General features: G+C 30.6%; 15 protein-coding genes and 1 tRNA gene. 4 read left to right on the top strand and 12 right to left on the bottom strand.

What is annotated here, in order from left to right:
• Window positions 1-53 precede the first annotated feature (53 nt).
• The 8 genes from QM495_RS10145 to QM495_RS10110 form a co-directional block, all read right to left on the bottom strand.
• Window positions 54-1,838 carry a cbb3-type cytochrome c oxidase subunit I gene (locus QM495_RS10145; protein ID WP_408671993.1) on the bottom strand — a complete coding sequence of 595 codons (1,785 nt, stop codon included), beginning with the start codon at window positions 1,836-1,838 and terminating at the stop codon, window positions 54-56.
• Window positions 1,839-1,875: 37 nt separating this feature from the next.
• Window positions 1,876-2,883 carry a cytochrome c oxidase subunit II gene (locus QM495_RS10140; RefSeq protein WP_408671992.1) on the bottom strand — a complete coding sequence of 336 codons (1,008 nt, stop codon included), beginning with the start codon at window positions 2,881-2,883 and terminating at the stop codon, window positions 1,876-1,878.
• Window positions 2,884-2,978: 95 nt separating this feature from the next.
• Window positions 2,979-4,331, bottom strand: coding sequence for a quinol:cytochrome C oxidoreductase (locus tag QM495_RS10135; RefSeq protein ID WP_408671991.1), 1,353 nt, complete (start codon window positions 4,329-4,331; stop codon window positions 2,979-2,981).
• A gap of 34 nt (window positions 4,332-4,365) precedes the next feature.
• Entirely contained in the window at window positions 4,366-4,926 is a 561-nt protein-coding gene (locus QM495_RS10130) for a c-type cytochrome (protein WP_408671990.1), read from the bottom strand.
• A gap of 6 nt (window positions 4,927-4,932) precedes the next feature.
• On the bottom strand, window positions 4,933-5,451 hold the full coding sequence (locus QM495_RS10125; RefSeq protein WP_408671989.1) for a DUF3341 domain-containing protein: 519 nt from the start codon (window positions 5,449-5,451) through the stop codon (window positions 4,933-4,935).
• Window positions 5,444-6,838 (bottom strand): NrfD/PsrC family molybdoenzyme membrane anchor subunit, encoded by a 1,395-nt coding sequence (gene nrfD / locus QM495_RS10120; protein WP_408671988.1) that lies wholly within the window; start codon window positions 6,836-6,838, stop codon window positions 5,444-5,446. Before nrfD ends, QM495_RS10125 begins: the two co-directional genes overlap by 8 nt.
• A 25-nt stretch (window positions 6,839-6,863) precedes the next feature.
• Window positions 6,864-9,914, bottom strand: coding sequence for a TAT-variant-translocated molybdopterin oxidoreductase (locus QM495_RS10115; RefSeq protein ID WP_408671987.1), 3,051 nt, complete (start codon window positions 9,912-9,914; stop codon window positions 6,864-6,866).
• A 28-nt stretch (window positions 9,915-9,942) separates the two neighbouring features.
• Complete coding sequence (locus tag QM495_RS10110) at window positions 9,943-11,508, bottom strand: c-type cytochrome (protein ID WP_408671986.1); 1,566 nt, start codon at window positions 11,506-11,508, stop codon at window positions 9,943-9,945.
• Window positions 11,509-11,726: 218 nt separating this feature from the next.
• On the opposite strand from QM495_RS10110, the gene QM495_RS10105 reads away from it, so the two are divergent.
• Window positions 11,727-12,098: an SPOR domain-containing protein gene (locus tag QM495_RS10105; protein ID WP_408671985.1), complete on the top strand. Its 372-nt coding sequence runs from the start codon at window positions 11,727-11,729 to the stop codon at window positions 12,096-12,098.
• Window positions 12,099-12,158: 60 nt separating this feature from the next.
• Here the strand turns inward: QM495_RS10105 and infB are convergent, their stop codons facing one another.
• From infB to rimP, 3 genes are read right to left on the bottom strand one after another with little or no spacing between them, the layout of a single operon-like run.
• Window positions 12,159-15,062, bottom strand: a complete 2,904-nt coding sequence (infB, locus tag QM495_RS10100) for a translation initiation factor IF-2 (RefSeq protein WP_408671984.1) — start codon at window positions 15,060-15,062, stop codon at window positions 12,159-12,161.
• Between the two features lie 41 nt (window positions 15,063-15,103).
• Window positions 15,104-16,363, bottom strand: coding sequence for a transcription termination factor NusA (nusA, locus tag QM495_RS10095; RefSeq protein ID WP_408671983.1), 1,260 nt, complete (start codon window positions 16,361-16,363; stop codon window positions 15,104-15,106).
• Between the two features lie 12 nt (window positions 16,364-16,375).
• The gene (gene rimP / locus QM495_RS10090) at window positions 16,376-16,843 is read right to left on the bottom strand and encodes a ribosome assembly cofactor RimP (RefSeq protein ID WP_408671982.1); all 468 of its coding nucleotides are present in this window, start codon (window positions 16,841-16,843) and stop codon (window positions 16,376-16,378) included.
• A gap of 163 nt (window positions 16,844-17,006) precedes the next feature.
• Between rimP and QM495_RS10085 the strand changes: the two genes are divergently transcribed.
• Window positions 17,007-17,837, top strand: a complete 831-nt coding sequence (locus tag QM495_RS10085) for a universal stress protein (protein WP_408671981.1) — start codon at window positions 17,007-17,009, stop codon at window positions 17,835-17,837.
• Window positions 17,838-17,999: 162 nt separating this feature from the next.
• On the top strand, window positions 18,000-21,281 hold the full coding sequence (locus tag QM495_RS10080; RefSeq protein WP_408671980.1) for a PAS domain S-box protein: 3,282 nt from the start codon (window positions 18,000-18,002) through the stop codon (window positions 21,279-21,281).
• 28 nt (window positions 21,282-21,309) lie between these two features.
• Here QM495_RS10080 and QM495_RS10075 read toward each other — a convergent pair.
• Window positions 21,310-21,380, bottom strand: a tRNA-Gln gene (locus QM495_RS10075).
• A gap of 169 nt (window positions 21,381-21,549) precedes the next feature.
• On the opposite strand from QM495_RS10075, the gene QM495_RS10070 reads away from it, so the two are divergent.
• On the top strand, window positions 21,550-24,240 hold a 2,691-nt coding region (locus QM495_RS10070), incomplete at its 3' end, for a DUF2723 domain-containing protein (protein WP_408671979.1).

The following is a 24,240-nucleotide window of genomic DNA, read 5'->3' as shown; positions in this document are numbered from 1 at the left end:
AAACCTTTCTAAAAAAATAGAAAGGTTTTTTATTTATAGACTATTAATATATTTTAAGATTCTTCTTCGCCATCTTTCAATGGTACGATTTGAGGAACAAAATCTTCTCCGTGGACATATTCTCCTTGGTTTTCATGATTTTCTCCATATACTTTGCTGTAATCGTAAGGCCAACGATGCACTGTTGGTAGTTCTCCTGGCCAGTTTCCATGAATATGCTCAACAGGTGTTGTCCATTCCAATGTATTAGATCTCCAAGGGTTTTGTGCTGCTTTTTTCCCTTTATAAATACTTATAAAGAAATTTGCTAAGAAAATTAGTTGTGCTGCTCCTCCTAAAATTGCAAATAATGTGATTACAACATTTACATCGGCTACATCATCAAATAATGGGAATGCTGTATTTGCATAATATCTACGTGGTAAACCTGCCAAACCTATAAAGTGCATTGGAAAAAACACTCCGTAAGCAGCAACTGCAGTTAGCCAAAAATGCCAATATCCTAGTGTTTTATTCATCATTTTTCCATACATTTTAGGAAACCAATGATATACTCCTGCAAACATTCCATAAATAGCTGAAACCCCCATTACTAAATGAAAGTGAGCTACTACAAAATACGTGTCGTGCACATTAATATCTAATGCACTATCTCCAAGTACCAACCCAGTTAATCCTCCAGAAATAAATGTAGATACCAAACCTATTGAAAACAACATGGCGGGATTCATTTGTAGGTTACCTTTCCAAAGTGTGGTTAAATAATTAAATGCTTTAACTGCTGATGGAATTGCAATTAAAAGTGTTGTAAATGTAAATACTGATCCTAAAAAAGGATTCATACCAGATACAAACATATGATGTCCCCAAACAATTGTAGATAAAAATGCAATTGCTATAATTGAACCTATCATTGCTCTATAACCAAAAATTGGTTTCCTAGAGTTTGTTGAAATAATTTCAGAAGTAATTCCCAATGCTGGTAATAATACAATGTAAACTTCAGGATGCCCTAAAAACCAAAATAAATGTTCAAATAATACTGGTGAACCACCTTGATAATGTAATACTTCACCTTGAATAAAAATATCTGATAAGAAAAAAGATGTTCCAAAACTTCTATCAAAAATCAACAATAATGCAGCAGATAATAATACTGGAAATGAAACTACACCAATAATAGCCGTTACAAAGAAAGCCCAAATTGTTAAAGGCAATCTTGTCATTTTCATTCCAATTGTTCTTAAATTTAAAACTGTTACAATATAATTTAAGGCGCCTAATAATGAAGATGCAATAAATATTGCCATAGAAATTAACCAAAGTGTCATTCCCATTCCTGATCCTGGAATTGCTTGTGGTAAAGCACTTAATGGAGGATAAATTGTCCAACCTGCTGCTGCAGGACCTGCTTCAATAAATAATGAAGAAAGCATAATAACACTTGATAAAAAGAACAACCAATACGACACCATATTTAAAAATCCTGATGCCATATCTCTAGCACCTATTTGTAGTGGTATTAATAAATTACTAAAAGTACCACTTAAGCCTGCTGTTAATACAAAAAACACCATAATTGTACCGTGAATAGTAACCAATGCCAAATAGATATCAGGTGTCATAACTCCACTGTCTTGGTGGTGCCCTAAAAAAGCTTCAATTAAACTAAATGAATGATCTGGCCAAGCAATTTGCAAACGAAATAGCATTGACATGAATACACCTATAATTCCCATAAAAATTCCAGTAATTAAATACTGCTTAGAAATCATTTTATGGTCGGTACTAAAAACGTATTTTGTTATAAATGTTTCTTTATGATGATGATTTGACATATTATGTATTTTTTTTAGTAGTCTAGTAGTTAAATTTTTATTGAAGAACTTGAGCCATTGTTTTTTGATCTTTCAGCCAAGTATTAAACGCTGCTTCATCTTCAACAATAATTTTCATTTGCATATTGTAATGTGAAGCTCCACAAATTTTATTACACAATAACAAATAATCAAATTCATATGGATCTTCTCCTTTCTCTGCTCTAATTTTATTAATTCCTGCTACTTTAGCAATTGTTTTATCATTTGCTCTCATTTCTTCAGTAGTTAATTTTGGTGTAAAAGCAAATTGGGTTACCATTCCTGGAACACAATTCATTTGAGCTCTAAAGTGCGGCATAAATGCAGAGTGCAATACATCTTGAGAACGGAATTTAAAAACAACTTTACGCCCTTTAGGTAAATGAAGCTCTCTTGTAGGAATATCATCTAGGGCGTTTTTATCTGTCATATCAACACCCATGGTGTTAATGCCTTTAATTTTACGAACATTTGCTAACCCTAATTCATTATCATCACCCGCATAACGTGCTTCCCATTGAAATTGTTTAGCATAAATCTCAACAATTAGTGGTTCTTCAGCAGTTGATGCATCCATTACATCATTCCAAACCGTCAAACCATATAAAACTAATCCAAATAAAACTATTGTAGGAATAACTGTCCAAATAATTTCTAATTTAGTACTATCTGCATAAAACAACGCTTTTCTACCTTTTATTCCTCTATACTTAAAAGCAAAAAAGAATAGCAAAAATTGCATTACTGCTTGAACAAACAGTATTAATAACATTGTTATTAAATAAAGTGTATCATATTCTTCACCTTCAACAGATGCAGACTCAGGAAGTAAAATTACAGAATACTTCCAAAATGAAAAAATCATTAATCCGTAGAAGAAAATTCCAAAAACCGCAAATAATATCCCTTGTGTATTATTGTCTTTTTCTGTGGCTATAGTACTCTTTAAATTAAGTATACTTGTTACTTGCCATATTGATACGGCAATTACAATAGCCAGTAAAACAAATAGTAATGCTGTCATATTTTTTAGTTAGTTGTTAGTATAATGATACCAAATATAAAAAAAATCCTGAATAAAATGTATTCAGGACTCTTTTCTAAATGATTTTATATGTTTTAATAGTGAAAATGTTCACTTTCTTTTAAAAATGGATTCCCTTTTACCAATAAAGGTGCTTTTGTTAATGCTGTAAAAACAACATAAATAAACAATCCTAAAAAGAATAAAACAGCACTAATTTCTGGTATTCCAATGCTCCAATGGCTTCCTACAGTTGGAGGTGTAATCATCACGTAAATATCTACATAATGTCCTACCAATATTAAAATACCTGTTGCTATAATAAACCAAGGAATTCTTTTATAATCACTATTCATTAAAATTAAAATAGGGAAAATAAAATTTGGTAATAACATTCCAATAAATAAAATTTGATAAGACCCCAATAATCTAGGTATAAAATACGTGGTTTCTTCAGGCATATTCGCATACCAAATCAACATAAACTGTGAAAACCATAAATAGGTCCAGAAAATACTAAATCCAAACATGAATTTCGCTAAATCATGTAAATGACTATCATTCACTTTTGGTAAATAACCTTTAGATCTTAAATAAATAGCTACCATTGCAATTACCGTTATTGCAGATACAAATAAAGAAGAAAATACATACCAACCAAATAATGAACTTTGCCAATGTGGTGTTAAGGACATAATCCAATCCCAAGACATCATAGATTCTGTTATTACAAAGAATAATAGAAAAAATATAGATATTTTCATACTCTTTTTATAATACGTTAAGTCTGTTGAAGAATCTTGTGCCAAAGAAAATTTTACAGCAAAATAACGATAAATATTCCAACCTAATAAAAATATGAATGCTCTAATCATCCAAAATGGAGTATTTAGCCACCAACTTTTACCTACCAAAATTTCATCATAATGCTCACTTTGTGGATCGTAAAAATCTGGATTCATCCATACATAATAATGATGACCGTTAGCTGCTGAAATTATTAAAAAAGCCAATATAAATAATGATCCTGGTAACAAATAAGCAGTAATACCTTCCATTACTCTCAGTAAAACAATTGACCATCCTGCTTGAGAAGCATATTGAATTGCATAAAATACAAGTGTACCAAGAGCTATCATAAAAAAGAAAAACATCGCAATAAATACAGCTGTATAAGGTCTATTTTGCATTGAATGTAATGCATGAGTTAAATGACTATCTTCTTCATGATGATTGGCTTCTTCATTATGAGATTCAACGCTATTTTCAGAATGTTCTACTATATTTTCTACTTTTTCTGATGCATGCTCATTTTCTTGATGCATCATCATTTTTTGAACATCATCAGTAGTACTAGGTGAAGCATAAAAACCATAGGCAATACCCAAAGCTCCTAAAATCATAAAAATGATGGCGCTTAACTTTAATCTTTTTGAAAAACTATACATATCTTTAATATCTATCTTATTTTTTTGAGGCTTTTTATTGTAGCAAATCTGCTCTTAATTTTTCTACATATTGAACGATTTGCCAACGCTCATTATTTTTTAATTGTGAAGCATGTGATCCCATCATATTTCTTCCATACATAATAACATGGTAAATACTTCCTTGAGTAATAACTCTATCCTTATAATTTGGAACTCCTAAAAACTTATCTCTTTGCACAAGTACTCCTTGCCCATCTCCCTTTTTTCCATGGCAGGTATTACAATAAATTGTATATAATGCTTCTCCTTTTTCTAAATTTTCAGCATTTACTTCTAAAGGTGATTTTAATGTTTCTTTGGCTAACTCATAACCTTCATCTGTATTTGGAATTTCATAAGGTACTTCCCCTCTAAAAATAGTACCTGCAACAGGTGCTTGCGCCTCTAAACCATCTTTAAAATTTGGATTTTTACCATATGTTTCATAACTTATAGGTGCGTACATATCAGTACTTGCCATATAACGGGCATTAGGTTTTTGTTTATTACTATAACAAGAGCTTAAACTAATTGTTAATACAACTACTATTAATAAGTTAAATATCTGTTTCATTATTCTTTATGCTTTTGTTTTAATTTCTTTAGCATTTAAAGTTTTTAATAAATCTTCTAATGCTTTTACGTTCTCAGTTGTAGACACTTCTAATAAGAAATGATCATCTGTTGTTCTAGTATCAGGATTTTCAGCTTTTTTAAAAGGCCATAATCTACTTCTCATATAAAAAGTAATAACCATTAAATGCGCTGCAAAAAATACTGTTAATTCAAACATAATTGGAACAAAAGCAGGCATATTTTCAGCAAAACTAAAACTTGGCTTACCTCCAATATTTTGTGGCCAATCTGCCACCATCATATAATTCATCATCCAAACAGAAAAAGAAAAACCAATTACACCATAAATAAATGCAGTAATTGCAATTCGTGTATCGGGTAAGCCTACGGCTTTTTCAAGTCCGTGCACTGGAAAAGGTGTAAACACTTCTTCTATATGATAATTTGCAGCTTTTAAATCTTTAACAGCTTTTAAAAGCACATCATCATCATTAAAAATAGCTTGTAACGTTGTACTACTCATGGTTGTCTTCTCTTAATTTTTTATAATTTTCTCCTGATGATTTCAAAATGCTTTTTAACTCTGCTTGTGCTATTACTGGAAAAGTTCTAGCATATAATAAAAATAACACAAAGAAAAAGCCTATGGTACCTATAAAAATACCTATATCTACAAATGTAGGTGAGAACATTGTCCAAGATGATGGCAAATGACCTCTACTTAAATCAATAACGATAATATCAAATCGTTCAAACCACATTCCTATATTTATCACAATTGAAATAAAGAATGACCAAACAAAATTTGTTCTTAATTTTTTAAACCAAAGTGTTTGTGGAAATATAAAATTACATGTAATTAATGCCCAAAAAGCCCACCAATAAGGACCTGTTGCAGCTCCAATAGATAAATAAGTATAATCCTCATAACTACTTCCTGAATACCATCCTATAAAAAATTCTGTTATATATGCTACAGTAACGATACCTCCAGTTAATAAAATTACTTTATTCATATTTTCGATATGAACTTTCGTTATATAAGCTTCTAAATTAGAAACTTTTCTCATAATTAATAACAACGTTTGAACCATTGCAAATCCTGAGAAAATTGCTCCTGCAACAAAATATGGTGGAAATATTGTACTATGCCATCCTGGAATTACCGATGTAGCAAAGTCCATTGACACAATAGTGTGAACTGACAATACCAAGGGTGTAGCCAAACCAGCTAAGACCAAAGAAACTTCTTCAAAACGTTGCCAATCTTTTAATCTACCTGACCACCCAAAACTTAATAATCCATAAATTTTCTTTTGAAAAGGTCTAACAGCTCTATCTCTTAACATTGCAAAATCAGGTAATAATCCTGTGTACCAGAATACCAATGATACTGAAAGGTATGTTGAAATAGCAAAAACATCCCATAATAATGGTGAATTAAAATTAACCCATAATGAACCTAATGCGTTTGGTAATGGTAGTACGTAAAATGCATTCCATACTCTACCCATATGTATTATTGGAAATAATCCTGCTTGAAAAACCGCAAAAATTGTCATTGCTTCTGCAGAACGATTAATACCCATTCTCCATTTTTGGCGAAATAATAACAATACGGCTGAAATTAATGTTCCTGCATGCCCAATACCTACCCACCAAACAAAATTGGTAATATCCCAGGCCCAGTTAACTCTATTATTCAAACCCCATACTCCAATTCCTATTCCAATAGTATAAACAATACATCCTATTCCATATAAAAAGGCTATTAATGCAATTGTAAATGCAATCCACCATTTTTTATTGGCTTTACCTTCTACAGGTGCAGCTACATCAATAGTAATATCATGATAACTTTTATCACCATATATTAATGGTTCTCTAATGGGTGCTTCGTAATGAGACATAATTTAATATAAATCTTTATTTTATTTATAATTCTTCTGTATTTCTAACTTTTAAATGATACATAACATTTGGTTTTGTACCTATTTCTCCAAGTAAATGAAAACCTCTTTCATCTTCAATTAAATGAGCTACTTCACTTTGCTTATCATTTACATCTCCAAAAACCATGGATCCTGTAGGACAAGAACTTGAACAAGCCGTTTGGAATTCATCATCCGTAACAGGACGACCTTCTCGTTTGGCTACTAAAATACTCAATTGTGTTTTTTGTAAGCACATAGAACATTTTTCCATAACACCTCTTGAACGTACAACAACATCTGGATTTAAAACCATTTTACCTAAATCGTTGTTCATATTAAAGTCAAACTCACTATTATCTGGATATTTAAACCAGTTGAAACGTCTTACTTTATATGGACAGTTATTTGCACAATATCGAGTACCTATACAACGATTATATGCCATGTGATTTTGACCTTGACGTCCATGTGAAGTTGCAGCAACTGGACAAACAGTTTCACAAGGCGCATGATTACAATGTTGACACATTACTGGTTGAAAAGCTACTTGAGGATTTTCTTGAGGAATGGTCATGGTATTAAACATTTCTCCCGTTCCAAAAATATCATCTTCTTTTGCCTTTTCATTAGTCATATCTGAGGTATAATACCTATCAATACGTAACCAATGCATATCTCTACTTACTCTTATTTCTTGTTTTCCAACAACTGGTACGTTATTTTCGGCATGACAAGCTACAATACAAGCTGCACAACCAGTACATGTTGCTAAATCAATAGATAAATTAAAATGATGCCCAATAGTATCATCAAATTTCTCCCATAAATCAACACGTTCAGCAGGAACCTCCACATGGTTTAATGAAAATTCTGGAGTCTTATTCCATTCTTCTTTCGGTTGGTTTATAAAATTATCTAAAGTAGTTTCTCTGATAATTTCATCACGCCCCATAATGGTGTGTTGCAATTGCACACAAGCAAATTCATGTTCACCATCAATTTTTTCAATAGTAACCGGTTGAAATGGTTTGAAATCTTGCATCAATGAAAATGCATTTACACCAGTCATCATTTCTTGTTGCATACCAGCTTCTCTCCCATAACCAACGGCTAAACCAATACTTCCTTTAGCTTGTCCTGGTTGAATTAAAACTGGTACACTTTGCAATGTATTTTCACCTACTCTAAGGTTCACTAAACTCCCGTTTAATGCTCCATCACTAACCGTCCAATTTTCTAGTCCTAATTTCTCTGCATCAGCAGCAGAAATTGTCATATAATTATCCCAACTTGTCCTTGTTATTGGATCTGGTAATTCTTGTAACCAAGGATTATTAGCTTGTTTTCCATCTCCTAAACCAATTTTGGCATATAAATTTAATTCAAAATCAGCAGGTTTCGTATTACTTAGTAAAGTAGCAGCTATATTTGCTATATCTATTTCATTTTTAGTAAATAAAATTTCTTCTTCATTTGTGTAAATACCATCATGCAGTACTTTATTCCAAGATTCACCATTTAAAATAGTTACTGCCCAATTTTCTTTTATAAATTGATAGTAGTTTTTATTTTCTCCCATCCAAGTTAAAAGACTATCTTCAAACTGACGCGTATCAAACAAATGTTGTATTGTTGGTTGCATTAAACTGTAGTTACCCGCTTGAAAATGCGCATCACCCCAAGATTCTAAATAATGTGGTGTTGTAGCAACAAACTGAGTTTGATTTGCTGTTTCATCGGAAGACATACCAAAACTAATTGATATTTTTACTTTTTTTAATGCTTCATTAAATTTTGTTGTACTTGGTAAAGAATAAGAAGGGTTTGTGTTATAAACTAACAAAGCTCCTACTTTTCCTACTTGCATTTCAGAAATCAATTTCTCAACATCTGCATCATTCCCTCCTTTTACATAACGAGGAGCAGTAATATCATATATTTCAGATTGTAAATATTCATTTAAAGCATTTACAATTAACTGTGCATTTTTATCTTGAATTCCTGTAACTACAACTGCTTTATTTCCAGATTTTTTAAGTTGTTCTGCAGATTTTTTTATAGCTTCATCTACAGGAGTTTCTTTTGAAGGGAAATTATTTCCTGTTACATAATTGTACAAATTAATTAATGCATAAACTTGTTCTGATGGTTTTACTGGTAAACGAACATCTGCATTTGCACCTGTAAGTGATAAATTTGATTCAAATTGTATAAGCTTTGACATTTTTCCTTCTGAAGGAACTCTTCCCTTAGCATATGCAGCGCTATATTGACCTCCTTGCCAATCACCTAAAAAATCAGCTCCAATAGAAACAATTACATCAGCCTTTTCAAATTTATAATTTGGTAAAGCTCTTACTCCATACATACTTTCAAAGGCATCTAATGCAGCACTTTCAGATAATGCATCATACACAACATGCGAAACATTACTGTAAAATTTTATAAAATCTTCAATTACTTTATTTGATGAAGGGCTTGCAGTAGTACCTGTTAAAATAACTATTTTTTCATTAGTGTCTTTTAATGTATTTAAAGTTTCAATAACTTTTTTATCTAATGAAGACCAATCTGTAGGCTCTCCATTAGTTAATGGCCCTTGCAATCTATTGTTGTCATATAAAGACAGAACGGATGCTTGAACTCTTGCTGAAGTAGCTCCCCAATTACCTGCCATTTTATTAGGCTCAATTTTAATTGGACGTCCTTCTCTAACTTTTACTAAAATATTTGCAAATTCACCACCTTCAGCCATTGTTGAAGCATAGTAATTAGCTACTCCAGGAACTATATTATCTGGTTTAATAACATAAGGAATCGATTTAATTACCGGCCCTTCACATGCTGCTAAGGACACAGCTGCTGTAGAAAATCCTACATATTTTAAAAAATCACGACGTGTTGTTGATGACTCAGATAAACTCTCTTTATCTCCCAAAAATTCATCTGTAGGTAATTCTTCTACAAATTCTTTTTGCATTAAATTTTCAACAATAGGACTATCGGATTTTAATTCTTCGGCGCTTCTCCAGTATTTTTTATTTGATGCCATTGTATATATACTTATTTCTAAATTCTTATTAATAGTGACATTTTCCACATTCTTGACCACCCATTTGAGCTACTGTCACTTTTTCTATACCATACTTTTTAGACAACTGGTCATGGATATTTTTATAATAGCCATTATCTTTCATGTCAACCTCTGTTGTTTTATGACAATCAATACACCATCCCATTGTTAATTTTGAGAATTGTTTTACCTCGTGCATTGTTTCAACAGGACCATGGCATTTTTGACATTGAAGCCCTGCTACTGTTACGTGTTGAGAGTGATTATAATATGCGAAATCTGCTAAATTGTGAATACGAACCCATTCAATTGGTTTTTGTTTAGCGCCTTCAATGTATTCTAAATTGTCTTTATCCCAACCTACTGCATCGTATATTTTTTGAATTTCACCATCTAAATCTTCTTTAGAGTATTCTCCAAATAATTCTCCATTGTATTCTGTAATTGATTTATGACAGTTCATACAAACATTGACAGAAGGAATTCCTGAAGTTTTACTATTTTTTGCAGATGAATGACAATATTGACAATCAATTTTATTATCTCCAGCGTGCACCGCATGTGAAAACGCAATTGGTTGAATAGGCTGATAACCGGTATCAACACCCACTTGCATGAAATATGCAAACACCAAATAAGCTGAACCTAACAAAACAAAAATTAAGGCTAAGAATCTTAAAAAAGGATTCATAAACATGCTTTTTAGCATACTATCTTCTTTTTCTTCTCCTCCTACCTTCTTTTTATTCGTTGTTGACGCAACAATAAGTGATAATAATAAAAAGGCTAAAATGGTTAATCCCAAGGATGGTAAAACACCTAATCCAGGTTTATTAAAAATTTCCTGATCTGTTTTAGATGTAGTTGTTGCAACTGCAGCTTTTTTAACATCTCCAACAGCTAAATATTTCAATATATCTTCAATATTTTCATCAGATAATTGAGGAAAAGGCGTCATAGCAATAGGAGAATATTCTGATGCTGTTTTTGCTAACTTATCACCAGAAGCTACCAATGCGGTATTGTCTTTAATCCATAATTTCAACCATTCAGCATCATATTTATCTTCTATTTTAAATAAAGCTGGGCCAATTAATTTCTTATCCAATTTATGACAAGCTGCACAATTAGCTTTAAAAATTTTCTTACCTCTTTCAACTCCAGGGTCAACTTCAACAGCAGCATCCACTTTGGTCACAGGTGTTCCCTTTGTATATTCCAAAATATCAATAATATCTTGATTAGACAATTGAGGATTTTGGGTCATTGGCAATTTATTATTTTCTTCAAACAATTGAATTGCAATTTTGTCTCCTGATTTAATCATTCCTGGACTATCTTTAATCCAAGAAATTAACCAATCTTGTTCTCTTCTTTCTGTAACCCCTTTTAAAGCTGGCCCCACTAATTTTTTATCTAATCTATGACAAGCTGCACAAGTAGATTTGAAGAGTTTCTCTCCATTGGCTACATCGGCCTCTTGAGCAGATAAACTAAGTGAAAATAATAAAAGGAAAGCAAGACTACTAACTACTAATCTTGATAATTGACTGTGTAATTTAACACTTTTCATACTTAAAAAAAATATTTTCTTTCTTGTTTGGTACAATATTTTCATTTAAAAATAGATGACTTAAGTCATTTTTAAAGGATTTGACAAAAATACTATTAATAACCAAACATCAAAATGTTATAATTATGTTAAACGTAATTTATATTCATTCTAAATAGCAAATGAATATATATAGATTTCAAGGAAAATCTTAAATTTGACAAAAAATTAAAATTTATATGACTATTTCACCAAAAAAATTATTATTTACTGTCTTTTTAGCACTTTTATTAAGTTTTACAAATTTATATTCACAGAGTGAAAATGAAAAAATTGACAATTTAATTGAGCAAAAAAGAGCTTTTAACAAAAAAAATAAAAACTCAATAGTTTATAAAATACAATTATATAACGGTAATGAAACAGATGCTTATAAAATAAAGCTGAATTTCAATGCTAAATATCCAGAATATACTATTAAAATAATATATAAATCGCCAGAATGGAAAACTCAGGTTGGTAATTTTAATACTCGTTTAGAAGCTGATAGAGTTTTAAATATTATTAAAGGAAAATTTTCTGGAGCTATCGTTTTAGAGGATAAAATATAAACGATTTTAAGCACAAAAAAAGCGTGCAATTGCACGCTTTTTTTATGACTAATAATTATATTAATTTTTTTTCAGTTTCTTTTTAACTTCAACTTCATGGTATGCTTCGATAACATCACCTATTTCAATATTATTAAAATTCTTTATTTGAATACCACAATCAAATCCTTTAGTAACTTCCTTAGCATCATCTTTAAAACGTTTCAAAGCTATTAATTCACCTGAATGAATTACTACACTATCTCTAATAATTCTAATTTTAGAAGTTCTTAATATTTTACCACTAACTACCATACAACCTGCAATGTTACCTACTTTAGAAATCTTATAAATTTCTCTAATTTCAACATTCCCTGTTACTTCTTCTTTAATTTCAGCAGAAAGCATTCCTTCCATTGCATCGCGTAAATCATTAATAGCGTCATAAATAATTGAGTAAGTTCTTACATCAATTTCTTCCTTATCGGCTAATAATCTTGCATTACCTGAAGGTCTAACATTAAATCCAACAATAATTGCATCTGAAGCAGAAGCTAATAACACATCAGATTCTGTAATAGCACCTACACCTTTATGGATTATATTTACTTGAATTTCATCTGTAGATAATTTTTGGAATGAGTCTGTTAATGCTTCTACTGAACCATCAACGTCACCTTTTAAGATTATATTTAATTCTTTAAACTCACCTAATGCAATTCTTCGCCCAATTTCATCTAAAGTAATATGACGCTGAGTTCTAACAGATTGTTCACGTTGTAATTGAGCGCGTTTTGTTGCAATTTGTTTCGCCTCTTTTTCATCTTCAAAAATATGAAACTTATCACCTGCTTGTGGAGCTCCATCTAACCCAAGTATTGATACTGGTGTTGAAGGCCCGGCTTCATCCATGTTTTTACCACGCTCATCAAACATTGCTTTAACTTTACCACTATTTTTACCTGCTAGCATGTAATCACCAATTTTCAATGTTCCTTCTTGAACTAAAATTGTAGATACATATCCACGTCCTTTATCTAGTAAAGCTTCCACAACAGTTCCTACTGCATGTTTATTTGGATTTGCTTTTAAATCTAACATTTCAGCTTCTAATGATACCTTTTCAAGTAATTCATCTATGCCCTGACCTGTTTTCGCTGAAATTTCATGTGATTGTATTTTCCCTCCCCAATCTTCAACTAATAAATTCATAGCTGAAAGTTGTTCCTTAATTTTATCAGGATTAGCAGTTGGTCTATCAATTTTATTTATTGCAAAAATAATTGGAACACCTGCTGCTTGCGCATGACTAATTGCTTCTTTTGTTTGTGGCATTACATCATCATCAGCTGCAATTACAATAATTACAATATCAGCAACTTGTCCTCCACGAGCACGCATTGCTGTAAATGCTTCGTGACCTGGTGTATCTAAAAATGCAATTTTCTCGCCATTTTTTAACTCAACACTGTAAGCACCAATATGCTGTGTAATACCTCCAGATTCTCCTGCAATTACATTTTCTTCACGAATATAATCTAATAAGGATGTTTTACCGTGATCAACATGTCCCATTATGGTAATAATTGGGGCTCTTGTCTCTAACTCTTCTGGAGTATCTTGATGTTCTTCAATTGCTTCTTCAACTTCAGCACCAACAAAATCTACAGTATAATCAAATTCTTCGGCTACAATTGTTAATGTTTCAGCATCTAGTCGCTGATTCATTGTGACCATCATTCCTAAAGACATACAAGTTGAAATAATACTTGTAACTGGTATGTTCATCATCGTTGCAATTTCACTTACCGTAACAAACTCAGTTACTTTAAGCACTTTGCTTTCAAATGCTTGTAGTTCTTCGTTTATTTCTGATTGCTCACGACGATGATCTCTTTTATCTCTTCTGTATTTTGCTCCTTTTCCTTTTTTAGATTTCCCTTGTAATTTTTCTAAGGTTTCTCTTACTTGTTTTTGTACATCAGCTTCAGTTGGTTCAACTTTTACTATTTGTTTTCTTCCTCCTGAACGTTGAGGACCTCTTGAGCCTGATCTATTTTGACCTCCACCACCACCTGGTTTTCTAGTATTAAATGGTTGAGCTTTTTTTACAATTCTTCTTCGTTTCTTTTTATTAGAATCCGCTGAAGCTCCTTTTTTAACAACTGCTTCTGGCTTTTTCTTTTTGGGTCTTTCAAATTGTTTTAAATCAATTGTTTTACCAGTGATTTTAGGCCCAGATAATTTTTTGTATTTAGTTTCAATTGTTTGAGGTGTCTCAACTTCAACTTCTCCATCTTTATTTATTGCAACTGAAGTTTCATCTGTTTTTGATGTAGTTTCAACTTTCTTTTCTTCTTTCTTCGAAACTTTTGGTTGGTCTTCTACCTTTTTTACTGAAGCCTTTTTAGTTTTAGCAGCATCAGCTTTAATTGTGTTATCAACTTTTGTTGCTTCTACAATTTCTTCTTTACGCTCTTTAACTTTAGGTTCTTTTGGGGTAACTTTATCAATAGATTTTGTTTCTTCAACTTTTGGCTTAGATTCAACAGCTGGAACTTCTTCAACTTTAGTTTCTTTAATAGCTATTTCTTTTTTTGGCGCTTCCTCTAATTTATTAGATTTTTTTGAGTCAATATCAATTTTACCAACTGTTTTAACTTCTAATTTTTCAGCTTGTGCTTTTACAACAACTCTTTTAGCTTCTTCTTCAAGGCGTTTTTTCTCAAGCTTTTCTTCAAGAGCAATTTTTATTGCTTCTTTTTCTTTTCGCTTTTCTTCACTTACACCTTCTGAAGCTACTCTTTTATTTCTGTCAGTCTGAAAACCATCCAATAGTATTTCGTAATCTGCATTAGATATTTTTGTAGTTGGTCTTGCTTCAATTTCAATACCTTTACCTGCTAAATGCTCAACAGCTCTATCTAAGGAGATATTTAATTCTCTTAATACTTTGTTTAGTCTCAATGTTTTGTTGTCAGCCATATATTATATCTTTAAGCCAATTATTGTAGAATTTTTAGAAATTAGTCTTCAAATTCTTCTCTTAATATTTTTTGAACTTCTAAAATAGTTTCTTCTTCTAAATCCGTTCTTTTCAGAAGTTCTTTTACATCTTTTTCTAATACGCTTCTAGCTGTATCTAAACCAATTTTATTGAACTCTTTAATTACCCAAGCTTCAATTTCATCAGAAAATTCTGTTAATTCAACATCATCTTCAGTTTGTACACCTTCTCTTTGAACATCTAATTCATAACCTGTTAATTGAGATGCCAAACGGATATTTACACCATTTTTACCAATTGCTTTTGAAACTTCTTCTGGTAATAAAAATACATCAACTCTTCCTTTTCTGCCATCTTCTCTACCTTCCTCTTCATGGATAACCATTGATACTACTTTGGCAGGACTTAAAGCTCTTGCAATAAAAAGTTGTGTGTTTTTGGTATAGTTAAGTACATCTATATTTTCATTTCCTAATTCACGAACAATTCCGTGAATACGAGAGCCTTTCATACCAACGCAAGCTCCAACAGGATCAATTCTATCATCATAAGAATCAACAGCTACTTTTGCTTTTTCACCTGGTATTCTAGCAACTTTTTCAATGGTTATTAAGCCATCAAAAACTTCAGGAATTTCTTGTTCAAATAATTTAACTAAAAATTCTGGTGATGTTCTAGATAAAATAATTACCGGTTTATTTCCTCTAAGTTCAACTGTTTTAATAATACCTCTTACAGAATCTCCTTTTCTAAAATAATCTGAACGAATTTGTTCGCTTTTTGGTAATACTAATTCATTGCCATCATCGTCTAATAAAATAATGGCATTATGACGTATATGATGAACTTCTGCACTATAAATATCTCCTTCTAAAGTTTTAAAATGTTTGAAGGTATTTGTACTATCATGCTCATAAATTTTTGAAATTAAGTTTTGGCGCAATGCTAAAATTGCTCTTCTTCCAAGGTCTACTAACTTTACCTCTTCAGATACGTCTTCACCAATTTCAAAATCTGGCTCAATTTTTTGAGCTTCAGATAGTTCAATTTCTTCATTATCATCTTCAGACATTCCATCGGCTACAACAATTCTGTTTCGCCAAATTTCTAAATCTCCTTTATCTGGATTGATAATAATATCAAAGTTATCATCCGATCCGAATTTTCTTTTTAAAGCTGCTCTAAAAACTTCTTCAAGTATCGCCATAAGCGTAACTCTATCTATGTTTTTATCTCCTTTAAACTCTGAAAATGACTCAATTAATGCTAAATTTTCCATGCATTCTCTTAATTAAAATATTATTTTCACTTTTGCTTCTAGTATATTTTCAAACTGTATAATTGCGCTTTTATTTACAGTTACTTTTCCTTTTCCGATAGGTTTTGGCTCCCTTGCTTTCCACTTTAACTCAATTTCACTTTCTGTTACTTTAGTAAGAACACCTTGTACCATAGAATTATCATTTAATTTAACTTCAAGTATTCGGTTGATATTTTTGGTATATTGCCTCTTCACTTTTAATGAATTAGCAACATCTGGAGAGGTAACTTCTAATGAAAAATCTTCCTCTTCTCTATCTAAATTATGCTCAATTTCTCTACTAATTCTAATACATTCTTTTAAGGTAACACCTGTATCACCATCAACTTCAACATAAATTTTATTATCAGCTAAAAATTTTAATTCAATTAAAAATAATTCTGAATTTTCTTCAAGAGCATTATTTAATAAACCTTTTACCTTTTCTTTATTCATCATTGTATAAAAAGAGGGGACTTATCGTCCCCTCCTATCTTTCTAAATTGTCCTAATTCGATGCAAATATACTAACATTTTTTTAATTGATAAAAAATCATTCTTCTTTTTAATTTAAAATTATTAACTTTACCTCAAAGCATCACAAATTTTACATCAAAATTTTATGAAAAATATCTTAGTCCCTATCGATTTCTCTGTACAAGCAAAATATGCAGCTAAAGTAGCTTCTGATATTGCTAGACTTACCAATTCGAAATTATTTTTATTACATATGCTTGAATTACCAACAGGTGTTGTTGATCCTTCTAATTATGGAAATTCTAATAATACACCAACTACGCTATTATTTTTAAAACGGGCTCATGAAAAATTTGAGGATTTTAAAAAATTACCATTTTTCGAAGGAGTAGAAGTAGCAGATTCTGTGCAATTTCACAAAGCATATGATGGTATTATTGACGAAAGTAAAAAACAAAATATTGATCTTATTGTTATGGGATCTCGTGGAACTTCTGGTCTTGAGGAAATGTTGGTTGGTTCAAATACAGAAAAAGTTGTTAGAAATTCTAAAATTCCGGTTTTAGTTATTAAACAAGAAATTGATAAATTTAAAATTGAAAATATAGTTTTTGCTTCAAATTTTGAACAGAAAAGTAAAGTTGCTTTTCAAAAAATCTTAGATTTTACACTGCTTTTTAATGCTAAATTACACTTATTAAAAATTAATACTATTCATAATTTTGAGACTACTAAAGATTCTAGTGATGCCATTAGAAATTTTATTAACGAATTTGATTTAGGTGATTACACATTAAATATATACAATGATGATTCTGTCGAAGCTGGTATTTTAAATTTTTCTGATGTCATTGATGCCGATATTATTTTGCTAAATACTAGCGGCAGAAGAGGTTTAGCTCACCTATTTACTGGAAGTATTGGTGAAGATTTAGCAAATCACGCTAAATTACCTGTTATTACTTTTAAAGTTTAAAAAATAGAAATTATTACTTAAAAAAGTTGGAATTTCTAGTTGTAAATTTATTAGAAAATTTACCCCATTTAGTTACAAGTCCATAGTCCATAGTCCATAGTCCAATTAAGAGTTATATTCTACTTTTACTAAAACATTTAATTTTTTAAAAATGAATGCTTTATGAATAATATTTCCAATTACAAGGAAACAAAAACACCGAAATATATAAGCTATTTTTTTACTGTTCTAGTTTCTCCCATACTATTATTTTTCTTTACCTTAAATACTTATCCTCAGGATACAGGTAAGGATACACAAATAATTAGAGTTGGTATTTATCACAATCCTCCCCTTGAAGATTACGTGAATGGAGAAGCGATTGGATTTTATCCTACATTGTTAAATGCTATAGCTAGAGAAAACAATTGGAAAATAAAGTACACATTTGGCACTTGGAATGAAGTTTACGAAAAACTTTTAAATAATAAGTTAGACTTGCTTCCTAATATTGTGTATTTACCTGAACGTGATAGCTTAGTAGATTTTAATAAAAAAACTGTTTTGCTTACGTGGTCTAAATTATATCTGTCTCAAAATACCGATGATATCCATAACTTCTACGAATTAAAAAATAAAAAAATAGGAATTTTAAAAGGTGGCGCTCATGGCGTAAAATTCAAAAAAATGATGTCTAGATTCAAAATTGAATTAACCTATGTAGAATTTAAAGATTATGAGTCAATTGCCAAAGCTATTGATCAAAATGAAATTTCAGGAGGTGTTTTCAATAATTTTGTAGGATTCGATTTATCTAAAATATATAGTTTCAATAAAAATGAGTTTATTTTAGATCCAAATGTTTTACTTTTTGCTACTAAAAAAGGGGGAAACAAAGAATTACTAAACAGCATAGATACTCAATTAGAACTTTGGAATAAAAATTCAAATTCACTTTATTTCAAAACAATAAATACTTGGATTACCAATTATGGTAATGAAACTTTTATTTTTAAGTATTTAAAATGGTATCTATTAATAATTTTAGGTGTTACACTAATCGTTATATCTTGGATTAGAACGATAAGAATCAGTCGTAAAAAAGCAATTTTAAGCTATAAAGCATCCATTAAGAAACTTGCAATTAAAGAAGAAGAAAAACAAAAAATTCAATCTGAATTACATTCTACTGAAGATTATTTACAAACTATTTTTGATTCCACTTCTGATGTTATTTTTATTCATGATGGAATTACTGGGGAAATATTAGATGTAAATCAACAAATGTGCAACCAGTTTGGTTACACCAAAGAAGAGGTTCTTACAAAAGATATGCAATCACTAAGTTCGAGTGAAACAAATTATACAAAAGCCGAAGCTCAAAAATGGTTACAAAAAGTAAAAAATAAAGGTCCACAAACATTTGAATGGCAAGCCAAACATAAAGATGGCCATGTGTTTTGGGTAGAAGTTAGTATTAAATTTGTGACAATTTTAGGAAAACCAAGATTTATAGCAACTTCTAGAAATATTGATGATAGAAAACGTGCTAAAGAAAAAATAAAATCACAAAATGAAAAACTACTTTTGGCTGGTAAAATAGCCAAATTTGGGTTTATTGATTGGAATTTTAAAACCAATGAAATTAAACTATCGCCAGAAGCTAAGAGAATTTATCAAATGTCTGAAGATGAAAAAGATCCAATAACTTTTATGAATAATCATATTCATCCAGACGATTTGAAAACCTCTCAAGACGGTTTAGAATTAGCTTCCAAAGACCTAAAAAAATATGATGTTGAACTACGAATTATTCGTGATGATAAAAGTTTGGTTTGGGTAAATGCTCAAGCTCAATTAATAAAAAACGCAAATGGGAATTCAGAACGATTGTTAGGTACTATTTTAGATATTACAAAACGTAAAAAAATAGAAGAAGACCTTTTTGAAAAAGAACAACAAATGTCTTCTATTTACAATACTGTTGGTGATGTAATTTTCTATTTAACTGTTGAAAATGAAGGACAATACAGATTTACATCAGTCAATAAAGCCTTTACAAATGCTATAGGTATAAAAAAAGAAGCTATTTTAGGGAAATTAGTTTCTGAAATTATTCCAGAACCTTCATTAAGCCTTGTATTAAAAAAATATAAAGAAGCTATCACTAAAAAAGCAATTGTTCACTGGGAAGAAACTACTCAATATCCTTCAGGTGAAAAAATAGGAGCTGTAAATATTGCTCCTATATTCGACAATAAAGGAAATTGCACACAATTAGTAGGATCTGTTCATGATATTTCTGAAATAAAAAAAGCTTTAGAAAAAGCCACTGAATCTGATCGATTAAAAACCGCATTTCTTCAAAATATAAGTCACGAAATAAGAACTCCAATGAATGGAATTTCGGGTTTTGCCGAATTATTACAAAATCCTGAGCTTACTTCTGAAAAACAACAAAAATATATTGAAATTATCACAAAAAGTAGTAATAGATTATTAGGTACGTTAAATGATTTAATGGATATCTCTAAATTAGAAACAGGTCAAATTAAATTAAATTTATCAAAAACTATTATTTATAATGAATTGAAACATTTGTTTGATTTATATGGTTTTGAAGCTTCCAATAAAGGAATTCAATTAAAATTAGATAATCTAAACTTCTCCAAAGAGTTGACCCTTGAAACAGACCAAATAAAGTTACATGCCATACTAACCAATCTTATTAAAAATGCCATAAAATATAGCCATCAAGGAATTATTAATTTTGGGTGCATTGAAAAACCAAATTATTTTGAGTTTTACATAAAAGACTCCGGAATTGGAATTCCTAAAAACAGACAAGAAGCTATATTTGAACGATTTGTTCAAGCAGATATTGAAGATACTAACGTATATGAAGGTGCAGGTTTAGGATTATCTATTTCTAAATCGTATGTAGAAATGTTAGGGGGGAAAATATGGATTACCTCTAAAGTTAATGAGAGCTCTCAATTTTACTTTACAATTCCAAAAAATAAAGTAAGCAAAGAAAAAACCGTTTCAAAAACAAAACTTAAAAATACATCTTCGTTTGAAAATTTAAAAGTGTTAATTGCAGAAGATGAAATTTATGCATACGAGTATTTAAAAGTTTTATTAAATAATTTAAAGTGTACCTTATTTCATGCAAAAAACGGCATAGAAGCAGTAGAAATCTGCAAAGCAAATCCTGAGTTAGATTTAGTTTTAATGGATGTTAAAATGCCAAAAATGGATGGCTATGAGGCTACCAGAAAAATTAGAAAATTTAATAAAAATATTTATATTATTTCGCAAACGGCCTATGCACTTCAAGGTGATAAAGAAAAAGCTTTAGAAGCAGGGTGTAATGCATATATTACAAAACCAATAAAGAAAAATGTATTAATAAATTTAGTAAGTACATATATGAATTTAAAAAACAAACCCTCTAAACAATAAAGTTCAAAGGGATATTTTGGTTTGCTTGTTGACCTACAAGGATTCGAACCTTGACTGACGATACCAAAAACCGGAGTGCTACCATTACACCATAGGTCAATTTGAGGGTGCAAATTTAATGCAAAGTTTTAATTCAGCAAATATATTTTAGTTTTTTTTTGAAAAAGCACTTTTAACAACACTTTAATACTTTATTAAACACTCATAGCGTTCTAACATTCAATATTTAAGTTTAAATTTACTAAATTCGCTCCAATAAAAAAAAATTATGAATTCATTTAACTTTACTAAATGGAATACCATTATTGGTTGGGCCGTTTTTGTTATTGCTTTATTAACTTACACACTAACGCTTGAGCCAACAGTAAGTTATTGGGATTGTGGAGAATATATTTCTACCGCTGTAAAGCTTGAGGTTGGGCATCCACCAGGAGCACCATTATTTCAAATGCTAGGTGCATTTTTCGCCATGTTTACAAGTGAAGTTACTGAAATTGCAAAAATGGTAAATTTCATGTCGGCATTAGCAAGTGCTTTCACTATACTTTTTATGTTTTGGACTATTACTACCTTAGCAAAAAAAATAGTAAAAAATTCATCAAAAATTTCTAAAAGCACATCAATTGCAATTTTAGGAAGCGGTGTTGTTGGCGCTTTAACCTATACATTTTCAGATAGTTTTTGGTTTAGTGCTGTTGAAGGTGAAGTGTATGCTATGTCATCGTTTTTAATGGCGCTATTATTTTGGCTAGGATTACGTTGGGAAGTGGAAATGGATAAACCGCAAGGAAACAAATGGCTATTAATAATTAGCTTTGTAGTTGGACTATCATTTGGTGTTCACATCCTATCGCTTTTAGTAATACCTTCAATTGTATTTTTATACATCTTTAAAAAGTATAACAACCTAACTACCAAGCAGTTCATTATTGCAAACATAGTTTCAGTTTTAGTGCTCATTTTTGTATTTAAAATGTTATTTCCTTTTACACTAAAATATTTTAGTGCATTAGAGTTATTTTTTGTGAATTCAATTGGTCTTCCTTTTAACTCAGGAAGTATAATTGCAACTATACTTTTAATTGGTGCGTTTTACTTCGGAATAAATTATACTCATAAAAAACAATTGGTTGGAGCAAATACACTCATTCTATCAGTACTTTTTATTATGATTGGGTTTTCTAGTTGGTTAATGCTACCAATTAGAGCAAATGCAAACACAACTATTAATGAAAACAATCCTTCAAGTGCACGCGAATTATTAGCCTATTACGATCGTGAGCAATATGGTGATGCTAATGTGTTTTACGACACCTATTATTCGTTAATTTATAATAGAGATACAGATGCTGCAAACCCAACAAAAGATGATAAGCCTAAATATGAAAAGGATGAAAAAACTGGAACATATATAATTGTAAACAATTATAAAGATGCACTTCCAAATTGGAGTAGTAAGCATAAAGGTTTTATTCCAAGAATGGTAAGCACAGATGCTGGAGTAATTCAAAACTATAAATCTATTGCCGGCATTCCTCAAAAAAGTAAAAGGCGACCAACTTTTATTGAAAACATGAAATTTATGTTTGATTTTCAGTTTGGCTATATGTATGGTAGATATTTCATGTGGAATTTTGTTGGAAAGCAAAATGATGAGCAAGGAAATCTTGATTTACAAAATGGAAATTGGCTAAGTGGTATTCAATTTATTGATGAACTTCATTTAGGTCCACAAACTAACTTACCTTCCGATGTGAAAAATAATAAAGGTAGAAATACCTATTTTTTCCTCCCTTTACTATTAGGTATAATTGGACTTGTTTTTCATCTAAAAAATAGTAAAAACGACTTTTACACCTTACTGCTTTTCTTTGCTTTTACTGGTTTAGCCATTATATTTTACACCAATCCTAAACCTTTTGAGCCGCGAGAACGAGATTATGCTGTAGTTGGTTCCTTCTATATTTTTGCTATTTGGGTTGGCTTTGGAGTACTCGCACTTTTTGAAAAATTAAAAAATTATGCAAATAAAAATTCTATTGCAATTGCTGTTTCATTAATTACATTATTAGCCGTACCAACATTAATGGCTTTTGAAAATTGGGACGATCACGACAGGTCTAACCGATATACTTCCCATTTAAATGCTCAAGCATATGTAGATTCTTGTGCGCCAAATGCCATATTATTTACTATTGGAGATAATGATACCTTTCCTCTTTGGTATTTACAAGAAGTTGAAAATCATAGAACAGATATGAAATTGATAAATACCAGTCTATTTCAAACCGATTGGTATATAGATCAAATGAAACGTAAAACTTATGAAGCAGATCCAATACCTTCGCAATTAACTCATGAAAAATACAAGTTAGGAACTTTAGATGTTGCCTATTATTTTGAAGAAATTTTCCCACAATTAAAAGATTCAGTTGTTAATATTAATAATTTTATGAAGTGGATTGAAAGTGATAACAAAAGAACTTTTTATGATTTAGATGAAGATGGAATTCCTGAAAAAGTATTACCAACCACTAAAATTAGAATTCCGGTAGATAAAGAAACTGTTTTAAAAAATGGAACAGTTGCACAAAAAGATGCTGATTTAATTGTACCTTATATTGATATTGAAATTTCTAGCACACTTTCAAAAAATAGAATTTTAATGCTCGATATTTTAGCCAATAATAATTGGAAAAGGCCTATCTATTTTACAGGCGGAGCACAAGCTGCTGAAGAATATATTTGGCTAAAAGATTATTTACAATTAGACGGTATGGCGTATAGATTAGTTCCTATTAAAACTCCAGATGATGGAAATTTCTTTGAAATGGGACGAATTAATACCGATATTATGTATAAAAATGTTAAAAATTGGGATTGGAGCACAATTACTGATGACAACATTTATTTAGATACAGAAACACGGAAAAATTCCGTTTCCTATCGTAATAATATG

This window comes from Lutibacter sp., from assembly GCF_046055765.1.
Classification (GTDB): Bacteria; Bacteroidota; Bacteroidia; order Flavobacteriales; family Flavobacteriaceae; genus Lutibacter.
The sequence above is the reverse complement of the archived record's forward strand: the minus strand, read 5'-3'. Positions and strand labels throughout refer to the sequence as shown.

Bases quoted from the DNA above. Each gene is read 5' to 3' on its own strand.
- QM495_RS10145 (WP_408671993.1), bottom strand. From the start codon at position 1,838: ATGTCAAATCATCATCATAAAGAAACATTTATAACAAAATACGTTTTT.
- QM495_RS10140 (WP_408671992.1), bottom strand. From the start codon at position 2,883: ATGACAGCATTACTATTTGTTTTACTGGCTATTGTAATTGCCGTATCA.
- QM495_RS10135 (WP_408671991.1), bottom strand. From the start codon at position 4,331: ATGTATAGTTTTTCAAAAAGATTAAAGTTAAGCGCCATCATTTTTATG.
- QM495_RS10130 (WP_408671990.1), bottom strand. From the start codon at position 4,926: ATGAAACAGATATTTAACTTATTAATAGTAGTTGTATTAACAATTAGT.
- QM495_RS10125 (WP_408671989.1), bottom strand. From the start codon at position 5,451: ATGAGTAGTACAACGTTACAAGCTATTTTTAATGATGATGATGTGCTT.
- nrfD (WP_408671988.1), bottom strand. From the start codon at position 6,838: ATGTCTCATTACGAAGCACCCATTAGAGAACCATTAATATATGGTGAT.
- QM495_RS10115 (WP_408671987.1), bottom strand. From the start codon at position 9,914: ATGGCATCAAATAAAAAATACTGGAGAAGCGCCGAAGAATTAAAATCC.
- QM495_RS10110 (WP_408671986.1), bottom strand. From the start codon at position 11,508: ATGAAAAGTGTTAAATTACACAGTCAATTATCAAGATTAGTAGTTAGT.
- QM495_RS10105 (WP_408671985.1), top strand. From the start codon at position 11,727: ATGACTATTTCACCAAAAAAATTATTATTTACTGTCTTTTTAGCACTT.
- infB (WP_408671984.1), bottom strand. From the start codon at position 15,062: ATGGCTGACAACAAAACATTGAGACTAAACAAAGTATTAAGAGAATTA.
- nusA (WP_408671983.1), bottom strand. From the start codon at position 16,363: ATGGAAAATTTAGCATTAATTGAGTCATTTTCAGAGTTTAAAGGAGAT.
- rimP (WP_408671982.1), bottom strand. From the start codon at position 16,843: ATGATGAATAAAGAAAAGGTAAAAGGTTTATTAAATAATGCTCTTGAA.
- QM495_RS10085 (WP_408671981.1), top strand. From the start codon at position 17,007: ATGAAAAATATCTTAGTCCCTATCGATTTCTCTGTACAAGCAAAATAT.
- QM495_RS10080 (WP_408671980.1), top strand. From the start codon at position 18,000: ATGAATAATATTTCCAATTACAAGGAAACAAAAACACCGAAATATATA.